Below are 11,562 nucleotides of genomic sequence, written 5' to 3'. Positions count from 1 at the left end.
AATGTGGTTAGGCTTTTTCAGCGAACAGTTACAAAATCTTGGTAAACATCAGCAGCAGCGATAGATTTTGGATCAACCAAACTACCATCCTGAACCTGCTGGATACCTTCATAAACAATCTTATCACCTGGGTTGAAACCTTCAGCCAAGTAATAATTGCCGTACCGCTGGATTGGCTTAAAGCTTCTCACTTTTACCACATTCTCTTCATCTACCATGTAGACATAAGTAAAGTCTTGAATTTCAAAAGTTGACTTTTGAGGGATCAAGTACACGTCTTCAAGCTTGGAAAGCATCTGAATTTTACCAGAAGCACCATGCTTGATCAATTGATTAGGATTTGGGAATCTAACACGGAAACCGATGGAACCTGTACCTGATTCAATATCACCTTCTGTAGTTTCCAAGATTCCTTTGTCAGGATAAATCTGTCCATCGGAAAGAATCAAAGTCAATTGCTCATTCAAATCATCAGCTGAACCGTCTTCGATTTTGGTTCTCATGAAGTTCAAATATTCGTTCTCATTGACTTTGTAGTAGGCAAATACTGAAGAGATATCAGTGATAGAAGTCAACAAATCATTTTCAGCCACCAAGCTTCCGATTTTATGAGGGATTCTATCGACGATTCCATCAAATGGAGCTTTTACAGTGGTATAAGAAAGCCCTGTTCTTGCAGCTTTTAGTTGAGATTCAGCCTGAGCAATCTCTGAATCAGTCACCGCCTTTTTGGATTTTGCCAGTTCCAATTCAGAAGGGGAGATAATTTTTTTATCAACCAAGATTTGAAGTCTTTCAACCTCAACCAATGCTGCCTTTTGCTCAGCTTTTGCCCTCATCAAGTTTGCACGTGCTGAATTGACCATTTCATTAAATTCCTCGCTGGAAAGTTGGAAAAGGCTCTGACCTTTTTTCACAAACTGTCCTTCATCGACATAGATATTGTCTACGAATCCAGAGACTTTGGATCGGACATCAACAAATTGTACAGCTTGAATGTCACAGATATAGGTTTGAGGTACTTCTACATCTGTTGGTTCCAGTGCCAAAACTGGAATCTCCAATGCTTTTTTGTTCTTTTTGGACTTGTTAGGATTGGATTGACATGCCACCACAGTCACAAAAAGTAAGACTAAAATTGGGATAGATAAATAGGAGTCCAGGCTCTTCCTATTGGAAAAACCAAGGGGCTTACTAGTTTTCATTTATAGGGTATTTAAAGATAGAATTAGAATTGATCAGGGGCCAAAAAACCCGGAAAATCAAGGAGCGTTTGCCTTAATGGCAGTTTTTATTCTTCTGGAAAACTCATCAACCACATCTACTGGAGAGTAGCTATTGCTGATTTTACATTGAAAGAATGTGAGACCCAAATCTTTGGATGGATTCAAAGGACTTTGGAATCGCTCACTTGATCTGTGTTTTTGAGTTGCCCTAAAAATTTTGACAAGGGCAGAAATGCTTTCGGAGGAAGGTTGGAGAACTTCTATCACGTTCTCTTGCAGGCATGGTTCTACTGCGTAAGCTGTCGATAAGTCATCGGCAGATAATGGGGTGATCCCTACTGTAAAAAGAAAAATCAGAAAGAGAAACCTCATAATTAATACTCCTAATTTTGTTCTTTAGAATGAACTTGTGAAATGGGGGTTTAGTGTCTATTGAATGCTTTAAATTAATACAGTATGTTGAAATTCTTTTTATAAAAATTCAAAAAAGTATCGATTTTTTTGTTGAGTGGTTGGGAGATTGACTCATTGGTTAACGAAAAAATAAATTTTGGGCATATTATTTACATTTTGTCATTTTGAAAAAATAGGCTTGTTCCCAATGCTAATTATTGATTGTTAAAGAGGACTTGTGATAACGTGACAAAAATTATCTCCTAGATTTAAATAAGATCAGGGAAAAAGGAAGATTCAAATCTTAAGAGAAAATTAAGACAAAAGATTTAGTTGTGCTTTTCTGAATTGGTACATTTCGAATTGTTTTTCGAAGAGTAACATGTCAGATTTAACAATTCTAATTCCTATTTTCAATGAAGAAGAAGGAATAGAAAGAATACCTCAAGCATTCGAACCTTACCTCAGGGAAACTGATCTAGAGGTTGAAGTTTTATTGATCAATGACGGTTCAACAGATGGAAGCTTAGAGAAGATCATTAAAGTCTGCCGTGATAACCCGCAATTCAATTTCATTTCTTTTTCAAAAAATTGTGGGCTGAGTGCAGCTCTTTTCACGGGTTTTCAACATGTAACTTCCAAATGGGTAGGGTATATCGATGGAGATTTACAAACTGACCCATTGGACTTTTTGAAATTAGAGCCTTTTCGAATCGAATATGAATTGGTTACAGGGTATAGAGCCAATCGAAAAGACACTTGGGTTAAGCGGCAAACCTCATCAATTGCCAATGGGTTTCGAAATTGGGTATTGGCGGATGGAGTGCGAGATTCAGGGTGTCCATTAAAAATCATTCAGACCAAATCTGCAAAAAGACTTACTCCATTCAAGGGAATGCACCGGTTCTTTCCGGCTTTGATCCAGATTCAGGGTGGAAAGGTCAAGGAATTGCCTGTCAATCATTTTCCAAGAATTTCTGGTGAGAGCAAATTCGGTTTTAATAACCGACTTTTCGGGCCCATCAGGGATATGTTTGCCGTCCGGTGGATGAAAAAAAGGAAACTTGGCCTGCCCAAAAATTCTGAAATAAGTCAAGAAAAAACTCACCTCATTTCATGAATCCAATGCTATTATTGGGACTTGGCTTTTTGGCGCAGGGAATGTTTTCTGCGAGGTTTTTGATTCAATTAGTCAAAACAGAAAAATCTGGAAAAGTTGCCAATCCACTAATCTTCTGGCAGCTTAGTTTGTTTGCCTCCTTGCTTTTAATGGTTTATGGTACTTTCAGACACGATGTGATAATCGTAGTAGGGCAATTGATTGGCTATTATATCTATATCCGAAACCTTCAACTGAAAAATTCCTGGGAGCTATTCCCCAAAGCTGTTCGACGTATTTTCCTGATAATTCCAATTTTCTTTTTTGCCTATATCTTCGGTTTTAGAGAGAAGGACTTTTTTCAACTAATTAATAATCCAGAACTCGATGCAGTTTTATTGACTTGGGGGAGTATTGGACAAGTCATTTTCACAGGCAGATTTCTGATTCAGTGGTATGTTTCGGAAAAGCAGAAAAAGTCGGTTTTCCCAAATACATTTTGGATAGTGTCCATCCTCGGAGCAATGATCATAGCGATATATGCCATTATCAGAAAAGACGCCGTGTTATTTATTGGGCAATCATTTGGCTTGGTGGTTTACTTCAGGAATTTGTGGGTATCCTATTGGCCAGATAAAAAGAAAAAAGGAGATCTGATTCTCAAGCTGAAGGATAGTGGGATTTATATTCTTTTAGTACTGATGGTCCTAGTTCTCTTTTTCAATCTAGGAGGATGGTCTGTCACAGAAAGTAGTGAGGCCAGATACGCACAGATAGGAAAGGAAATGTTCGAATCAGGAGACTGGATTCATCCCAAACTGATGGAAATCCATCATTATCATAAGCCTCCATTTACTTATTGGGTTACAGCCATTTCTTATAAAATCTTTGGGATCTCACCATTTTCGGCTCGTTTCTTCCTTCAGATTTCTGCCCTGATTCAGATCGTATTAGCTTATTTATTGGCAAAAGTTGCCTTTAAAGACCAACGAAAGGCTTTGCTTTCGGCAATTCTATATGCAGCATGTCCATTACTCATTATTGGAGTCAGAGGATTGACAACAGATATGTTTTTGACCACATGGGTCTTGGCAGGGATCTATTTCAATTGGAAATATAGAGATGAGAAAAAGCCTCTTTTTGCTGTGCTGAGTTTCTTATGTTATGGTTTTGGATTCCTAACCAAAGGCCCTGTCGTCTGGATTGTTCCTTTCACTTTAGAGTTGGCCTGGTGGATCAGAGGGAAGAAGAAACCTCAATTCAAATGGCCTCAAATTGTTGGCTGGTTCTTGATGCTCGGAATTGGTTTTAGCTGGTTTATTTATCTCTACATAGAAGATTCCAGGTTCCTGGATTACTTCCTGTTTAAGCATACGGTTCAGCGTTTCGCCTCGGATACCTTTAAGAGAGGTCAGCCATTTTATTTCTATTGGGTGATTTTATTGGTATTGAGTTTCCCTTGGTTCTTGTTGATATTAACTCGCCTTAAAAAACTCTGGAAATCTAATACCGAAACCGCCGTTTTAATGTTTGGCTTTTTGGTTTCACTTGTCTTCTTCTCCATCAGTCAATCAAAGCTGATTTTATACATTCTCCCCTTGATGGCAGGGATGATCTTAGTGGCTGTTGTTGCTTGGGAGGACTTGTCGATTTCTCAAAAGAAAAAGTGGGAAAAAGGACAATTAATACTTCATCTGTTGATTTGGGGAGGATTTTGTTTACTTCCTTGGATCGAACCAAGAGCGATTTTGTCCATGAAATTTTGGTTGATATGGTTTTTGACAATCTCGTTTTTGTTGGCTTTATGGAAAACCGGTATCCATGTTAAAAATAGAGCGATATTTTCCTCCCTAGTTTTTACAGTTGGACTGACCTTGATTGCCTCTTATTTCTTCTCTGCCAATCTAGGCTTGGTAAATGATACCAAAAGGGTGGTGGAGCTTATCGATGAAGTCTCTTCTCCAGATGAAAGAATCGTCATTTTTGACAAAAGACTTCCATCCATATTATTTAATTCAGACAGGGATGTGTTATCCATATATGATGGGGATGATGGCTTGAATCGAGAAGTTCAATTCGAGGAGGATGACAGATGGAAAGAGTATTTGATCAATTTGAAGGAAGACCCAAATTGGATTCAAGTTCCAAATCATCAAAGTGGAATTTGGCTAGCGAAGGAAAGGCGAGAAATGCCTGCTTTGGAAAATGGAAAAGTCTGGAAAGAACTTGGTAGGATTGATGGTTATAAGTTGTTGAGGATAAAGTGATTTTAAAGAAATATCTATATGTTTTTTCTTTCTAATAGTTGAATTTCGAACCTTTGAGAATCAGCCTTAATTTCCTGTGAATCAGAAAGAAAAAAGAATTATTTAACTCAAAAAAAATAAATTTTAGGTTGCCTATTTCATAAGATTTTTTTTCATCTACATTTGCTCAATTTATTTAAATCTAAGCCTAAATAATCTGACATCTGTATGGTGATACTCCCCCCAAAAAGCAGGTTTCTCTTTGTGAAAACGTGTTTTTACCTTTCTTTCCTAATAATCTTTGCAAATGAGGTGGCTGCCCAAAAAAAGCAAGATTATGTGGTTATTTCAGACTCTATTTTTTCTCATGGTTATATCCAAGAGCTTCCTTTATTTCCAAAAACTGACATTCAATTTAAATTCAGAAAAAGGGAACCTTTTAAAACTTACAGAATAGAAGAAATCAGTGAATTCAGGCTTGACAAAATGCTTTTTCAAAGGAAGCAAGTTTCACTCCAAGGGGAGCCTAAAACGGTCTTTTTAGAGCTATTGAGTGACTCTGTCAAAAACGCTTCAATTTGGAAGCTCAATATGGAGGTGAATAAATATTTCATTATCACTCCTGATGGTCCTGAGGAACTCACGAAAGAGAATTATAAAGCTTTATTATTAAAGATTTTTGAGAATGAGGAGTTGGAGCCTTTATTGGAAATCTCAAATCTAAAAGACTGGCCTTTAGAATATGTCTCCAAGACTGTAAATACTTGGCAAGGACCAAGGACATTTACCAAAGCAGTAAGGGTTTCACCAATGTTTGGGTTTGCAAGCCTTCAAAATAAATTTATAATTCCTGATACGAACGTACCCTTTAAATTCTCCAGTTATAGTCCTACGATTGGAGCCAATGTTGAGTTGTTTTTGAACTTTTTAAGAAACGTTTCTTTCAATATCGGAGGTACTTGGAATGCTGTTGATGATCAAATTACCAAAACCTATGTTTATGGAAGTTCCTTGGAGGATTCAGATTTCTTTTTGGATTATAATCTCTATCGTTTCCCGCTTTCGGGTAGGTATTATTTGGATTTGAATCCGAATAAATTCAGAGTGTTTGGCCAAGCTGGGTATGAGCTGGGTGTTTTATCTATGGATAATTCCGGTATGTACGTGGCTTCAAGGAAATTATCAACTATAGTGACGCAGGAGAAACCATTACCAATTTCTAGTAATTATTCAGGGATAAAGCTAGGCGCTGGAGTTGAAAAATATTTCCGAAACCATCAGGCTATTTTGGCGTCACTTCAATTTTCAAATCTTCAAAGTGATGTAGAGGATTCGATTACGGCTTTAGAATTTTTAGTAGGTTATAAATTTTAAGAAGATGAAAAAATCAATTTGGTATGCCATCATAGCTGCCTCCATCTTCTTTGGATGTGAGCAAGAGGAGTTTATAAGTCCTAGAGATTACCCCTTTATTGAAAGCCTTGGAGTTACTCAAATCAATCCAAATGGAGCTACCATTGAGGCAGAAATTCTCAAAGAAGGGTCAAGTTCGATAACTGAATATGGAGTTTATTTTAATATGTCAATTGATAATCCATATGCAGAGCCAGATATTACAGATTTTCAAAGTGTTGCTATTTCAGGAAAGCCTGATGAATCAATTTTCTCGGTTAGAATTGATTTTGACCTGGTTGATCAGACAAATTATTTTGCAAAGCCCTATGTCAAAATGGGAGAAACTGTAATACTGGGTAAATCCTTGACATTCCTAAGCCAAGGTGTTCATTCACCAGTCATAGATTCTGTTTCTACTAATAAGCTTTTTGAAGATGGGGAGTTTATAATTTATGGTGATTTCTTCCATTCCGAACTTGATAGAAACTGGGTTGAAGTACCTGGCCTTGAGGATTATTACAAATTCCATGTTACCGAGGTGAGTAGGAATGAAATGAAAGTTAATGTGGATAGGAGGTATATGAATATCCAAACTTCAAATAATAAATTTGATTTGGTTGTAAACAGTGCTGGTAAGAAGACTGTTTTACCAGAACACTTTTCATTTGGTTTTCCAGTAATCGAGGAAATTTCTCCACTCAAAATATACTCAGGCGATCGAATAACAATAAAGTTTTCTGAACCTGTTGAGGATATGCAAATCTATTTTCAAATCATGTATGATGGAGCATTTGTTTCTTTTATTGAGGAAATGGAGGTAGTTGGAAATGAGGTAAGAGGGATACTAGGGGATACTGCTCCCGGAGAATATTTGATTAAATATTCTGGTGGTGGTTTTACATCTACTTTTTCTCAGCCCTTAGAAGTTTTATCTTCTTGGGAAACAGTTTTCGATGACATAAGTGCACCAAATTTCGATAATCATGAATTCCTATCCACTCCTGATAGGTTATTGGCTTATGAGTATATAATACGGAATGAACCTTCAATTTTGAGTTATACATTAGGAAGCTCTGGCTTCATTCCACTTACGAAATTCCCTAATTCTGCAGAATTTAGAAGAGGTTTCTTATCTGCAGTAGTGGATGATCGATATTTCTATTTTGGATTGGGTACCAATGCTGATGTTTATAACAATGGGTATTACAAAGATTTTTATCGCTTTGATTTAAACCTAGGAACTTGGACCAAACTCAAAGATTTTCCTTTTGACTATACTATGGTAACTCAGGCTTTTGAATATGAAGGGAAACTTTATGTTGTAATGAATGATTACTTGAATTATAGGATTTACGACCCAATAAAAGATTCTTGGGAGATGAGTCCCTTTCAAGTGATCGATGGTATCCGAAAAGGAGGATTTGAGGTTGTAAACGATGTGATTTATTATTTGAATAATTCTTATGATACTATCGTTAAAAAGCTCAAGATAGGTTCGGAACCTGTTGACTATCTCGAAATTAAAAGTTTTGAATATGGAATTGGGTTTAACTTCTTTAACGTGTGGGAGAAAAATAAATTTATGATAGGTTTTGGGTCACAGATTAACATGGTCAATAGTGATACAAAAGAAAGTTTCAGCCTTCAGCCTGTTTATGAAAGTTCGTATTCAAGCTTTATTCCTTGGGATTCTAAAGATGGATTTTTAATGGCATTTCCTAGGCATCGAAATACGTATGAACAAGAGAATAAAATTTATAAATTGATTCAACCGTTTGATTAATAAAAACAAAAACGCAGGCCTAGACCTGCGTTTTTTTATTCTTTTTCGAATGATTCTAATTAATCCACTCTAAAGGATACTTTACAAATGGCTCCATAGGAAACTACTTTTCCATCTTTTACATGAGCTTTGATATCCTTTACATAGACTGAATCAATATTTCTCACAGTTTTTGATACTTCCGTTACTGCATTTTGAATTGAATCTTCAATACTTTTTTCCGATGAGGCGATTACCTCGATTACTTTTACAATTGACATAAACTTTGGGTTGTTAGTGAAACTTATTCCTATAGGTTCAAAACCTCAGCCAATTGCGAGAATCGTCCATTGACCATGTTTTAAATTTTTAGGATTAATAAAAAGTAAGAAATAATACCCAAAGTGAGGAAAGTTTTCCCCTTAAATTTTAGTGATAGGCAGTTGACTTTATCTCAAACAAAGTGCTGCAGCTAAATAGATTACCTCTTTTGGAGAATCCTGTTCAATCCTAATCGCAACATTTTCCCTTTTAGTAGGATCAATCTCAGAGCCTTTTAAGGTTACTTCAGAATACTTCCATGCCTTATCAAATTGTTTTTGGATTTCATCAGCTTCACCCTGCTTACCCTGAGCTATCAAACTGCTTTGTAAACCACTCAAGGCAAACCCATTTTTCGGCCAATTGTAAAGATCTTCTCGATAGATTCTTTCTGCATCTTCAAAGTCGCCAGTTTGCAAATTCAAGTTTCCTAAAATATGTCTTACTGAGAAAAACCAGTCCGGTGGTTCATTGTAATTCAGATTATCTTCAATCAAAATTGCTTCAGCCAAAAGAGATTTAGCCTCATCAAATTGACCTTCTTTTGAGAGAATTTTGGCTTTTAAAACTTTCGAAGCTATCTGGCAAACTTCTGTGACTTTATTGATTCCCCAATTCATTTGCTCAGCTATGGTGGTATCTTGGCTTAAAGCAATGAGTAGGTTTAATTCTTCTTCGGCCTCAGCTAGTTTTCCATTTTCAGCCAAACGCATCCCTTGCGCATAATGCCAAATAGCCTGAGGATAGATGAGTTTTTCATCAGGAATAGGTAGTGCTTGGATTTTTTCCCATTGAGCAAACTTGACCAAAATATGATAGGGTATGGTCATGTAATGTTGAACCATTTCCAATCCAGGTTCAAACCAGTATTCAGGTTCTACCAAATTCGCAGTCTTGAATGCTGCTTCGATGGATCTGGATGCTCTTCCTTCAAATGCAGAAGTAGCTGCCAAGAAATGATAATTATGTGTAAAATACATCTGAGGATAATATCCCTGAGCTTTACATTCAGCTATATATGTACTATCCGCCAAGACTGCCCTTTCATTGGCCAATGATCCCTCATGATAATCGCCTGTATTGATATAAATATGAGAAGGCATATGAACCAAATGACCTGCAGCAGGCACTAGATCCTTTAACTTTTCTGCTATGATTTCGGCTCTTTCCAGTTTCCCACTAGCTTCGGTAGCGTGCAGGTAGAGATGATTTGCCAAAGGATTTTGCGGATCTATTTCTATTACTTTTTCCAACAGTGAAACTAATGGTGGAGTCCAAGCTCTTGGTTCTCCTCCTCTTTTTTCATAGAAATCCCAAGGGTGAAGGTTCATTACAGATTCTGCATAGAGAGTTGCGACGAATGAATTTTCAGGAAAGTCTTGATAGGACTTTTCCATGGCCTGAGAGAAACCTTCATCATTGGAAATGGTTGCATCTGCTGGGAATTTGATGGCAATTGCCTCAATTACTGCCTTTTCCCAGGGACTTGATTTTTCGCTTAGCTTCGATGCTTCTGAAGCTGCTTTTCTGATTGCTTCAATATCTCCCAGACTAGCCGCAGAATTGAAATTTGGGCCTAAGACATAGGCGATACCCCAATAACCCATAGCAAAATCAGGGTCTAGTCGTACAGCTTCTCTAAAGGAACGTTCAGCTTCAAAATGGTTAAAATTGTTCGCCATGATGATTCCCTGATTGAAAAACTTCTGTGCATCAGGGGAAGAGGTACTAACTTTTACTTCATAGCTTCCAATATTTTCTAAAAGTGGGGCTTGAAAGGTCTTCGTGGGTTCTTGGCATGCCGAAAGAATCAAACCGAAAAGAAGGAGATAGGATAAACTTTTCATTTGGTAAATGGTTGAAAATGAGTGATAAATAAAGAATAGGTAATCGGACTCAAAAATCTCAATTCCAAAAAAGTCTGAATTGAAAATAATCAAACAACAATTGAAAAATCAAAAAACTTATAACCTCCCTATTGAATAAAAACTAAAGGGAAATTCTGCGAATGAAGAATATTTTTTGCACAAAAAAAAGGACTTATGGTAAATATATTTTACCGATAAGTCCCTGATATATAGGAGGATGATTTGTGAAAATTATCAATGGTCAATCCCGATGACTATCGTGGATCAATTTTCAAAGCTCAAAACCTCCAATCTTCACTCGGATATTCTACTGAAATAACATTTCAGATTTCAAAATTCAGAATTCAGATTTTTTCCCCTATTCCAAAACCTCAATGGTGTAGCTATTAACCTCTGTTTGGTTTGGAGAAAGCTTTCTGATTCCATCTTTTTCTGATAGGATTCCTGAATGATCAGCAGCATCACCAACTCCCAACCAAGGTTCAATACACACATAAGGTGCTCCCGGCTTTGCCCAAATTCCCAAGTAATCAAAGTCTTTGAACTCCATGGCCACTAAAGGCCCTCGGTCTTTGTGGTTCAAGGAAATGCTTCTGGATTTTAGATGCTTGAAGATCAAAGCATCTCCATCGAAAATATGTTCGTGAAGCTGAATTGTCGAACTGTTGTCCAAGACTTTGTCGCTCTTTTCTCCAATCAATCCACCTGGGAGAATATGGTAAGTATAATCATTTTCTACCTCGGGAAACTCTAGTGAATAATCGCTTAATTTAGTTTCTCCATCAATTGGACAATTGAAAGCCGGATGCCCTCCAATAGAGAAATACATGTCATCTGTTCCGGAATTTGAGACAGAATGTGAGACTTTCAGACTTTTATCATTCAATTCAAAACTTACTTCAAACAAGAAATCAAAAGGGTAAATTGCCAGGGTTTCTTCATCTGATTTTAGTTGGAATACAATGGAATTCTTATCCTGCTTGACAAATTCGGCTTTTTCATTATTTCGGATAAATCCATGTTTTTCGAGATGATATTCTTTACCCAAATGGCTAGTCTTACCATCTTTTAGGGCTCCGACAATTGGAAAAAGTATTGGGGCTTGACCAGCCCAAACTGCAGGGTCTCCCTGCCAAAGGTATTCGACTTCGGTTTTTTTGTTTTTGATGGAGCTTATCTCCATTCCACGATGATTGATTTGTACTTCAAGAGAATCTGATTCTAGTGTATAGGTCATAGGTTTTTCAATAAA

9 protein-coding genes are annotated in these 11,562 nt (G+C 36.9%); 4 read left to right on the top strand and 5 right to left on the bottom strand.

Annotated features, from left to right (window positions below):
* Positions 1–17: 17 nt before the first annotated feature.
* Complete coding sequence (locus BUF13_RS03335; RefSeq protein WP_083586353.1) at positions 18–1,205, bottom strand: efflux RND transporter periplasmic adaptor subunit; 1,188 nt, start codon at positions 1,203–1,205, stop codon at positions 18–20.
* Positions 1,206–1,262: 57 nt separating this feature from the next.
* On the bottom strand, positions 1,263–1,598 hold the full coding sequence (locus BUF13_RS03330) for a hypothetical protein (protein ID WP_073570312.1): 336 nt from the start codon (positions 1,596–1,598) through the stop codon (positions 1,263–1,265).
* Between the two features lie 403 nt (positions 1,599–2,001).
* On the opposite strand from BUF13_RS03330, the gene BUF13_RS03325 reads away from it, so the two are divergent.
* The 4 genes from BUF13_RS03325 (at position 2,002) to BUF13_RS03310 (ending at position 8,142) form a co-directional block, all read left to right on the top strand.
* On the top strand, positions 2,002–2,739 hold the full coding sequence (locus BUF13_RS03325; protein ID WP_073570311.1) for a glycosyltransferase: 738 nt from the start codon (positions 2,002–2,004) through the stop codon (positions 2,737–2,739).
* Complete coding sequence (locus tag BUF13_RS03320) at positions 2,736–4,985, top strand: lipid-A-disaccharide synthase N-terminal domain-containing protein (protein WP_073570310.1); 2,250 nt, start codon at positions 2,736–2,738, stop codon at positions 4,983–4,985. Before BUF13_RS03325 ends, BUF13_RS03320 begins: the two co-directional genes overlap by 4 nt.
* 291 nt (positions 4,986–5,276) lie before the next feature.
* The gene (locus tag BUF13_RS03315; RefSeq protein WP_073570309.1) at positions 5,277–6,338 is read left to right on the top strand and encodes an outer membrane beta-barrel protein; all 1,062 of its coding nucleotides are present in this window, start codon (positions 5,277–5,279) and stop codon (positions 6,336–6,338) included.
* A gap of 4 nt (positions 6,339–6,342) precedes the next feature.
* Positions 6,343–8,142, top strand: a complete 1,800-nt coding sequence (locus tag BUF13_RS03310) for a Kelch repeat-containing protein (protein WP_073570308.1) — start codon at positions 6,343–6,345, stop codon at positions 8,140–8,142.
* Between the two features lie 59 nt (positions 8,143–8,201).
* On the opposite strand, the gene BUF13_RS03305 is transcribed toward BUF13_RS03310, so the two are convergent.
* The 3 genes from BUF13_RS03305 to BUF13_RS03295 form a co-directional block, all read right to left on the bottom strand.
* A complete protein-coding gene (locus BUF13_RS03305; protein ID WP_073570307.1) occupies positions 8,202–8,402 on the bottom strand; it encodes a dodecin family protein in 201 nt (66 codons plus the stop codon).
* Between the two features lie 168 nt (positions 8,403–8,570).
* The gene (locus BUF13_RS03300) at positions 8,571–10,289 is read right to left on the bottom strand and encodes a hypothetical protein (protein ID WP_073570828.1); all 1,719 of its coding nucleotides are present in this window, start codon (positions 10,287–10,289) and stop codon (positions 8,571–8,573) included.
* A gap of 379 nt (positions 10,290–10,668) precedes the next feature.
* Entirely contained in the window at positions 10,669–11,547 is an 879-nt protein-coding gene (locus BUF13_RS03295; RefSeq protein ID WP_073570306.1) for an aldose 1-epimerase family protein, read from the bottom strand.
* Positions 11,548–11,562 lie beyond the last annotated feature (15 nt).

It is taken from the genome of Algoriphagus zhangzhouensis (assembly GCF_900148515.1).
Lineage (GTDB): Bacteria > Bacteroidota > Bacteroidia > Cytophagales > Cyclobacteriaceae > Algoriphagus > Algoriphagus zhangzhouensis.
Note: the sequence above shows the minus strand (reverse complement) of the source record. Positions and strands in the feature narration are given on the sequence as shown.

Bases quoted from the DNA above. Each gene is read 5' to 3' on its own strand.
- BUF13_RS03335 (WP_083586353.1), bottom strand. From the start codon at position 1,205: ATGAAAACTAGTAAGCCCCTTGGTTTTTCCAATAGGAAGAGCCTGGAC.
- BUF13_RS03305 (WP_073570307.1), bottom strand. From the start codon at position 8,402: ATGTCAATTGTAAAAGTAATCGAGGTAATCGCCTCATCGGAAAAAAGT.
- BUF13_RS03310 (WP_073570308.1), top strand. From the start codon at position 6,343: ATGAAAAAATCAATTTGGTATGCCATCATAGCTGCCTCCATCTTCTTT.
- BUF13_RS03330 (WP_073570312.1), bottom strand. From the start codon at position 1,598: ATGAGGTTTCTCTTTCTGATTTTTCTTTTTACAGTAGGGATCACCCCA.
- BUF13_RS03295 (WP_073570306.1), bottom strand. From the start codon at position 11,547: ATGACCTATACACTAGAATCAGATTCTCTTGAAGTACAAATCAATCAT.
- BUF13_RS03300 (WP_073570828.1), bottom strand. From the start codon at position 10,289: ATGAAAAGTTTATCCTATCTCCTTCTTTTCGGTTTGATTCTTTCGGCA.
- BUF13_RS03320 (WP_073570310.1), top strand. From the start codon at position 2,736: ATGAATCCAATGCTATTATTGGGACTTGGCTTTTTGGCGCAGGGAATG.
- BUF13_RS03325 (WP_073570311.1), top strand. From the start codon at position 2,002: ATGTCAGATTTAACAATTCTAATTCCTATTTTCAATGAAGAAGAAGGA.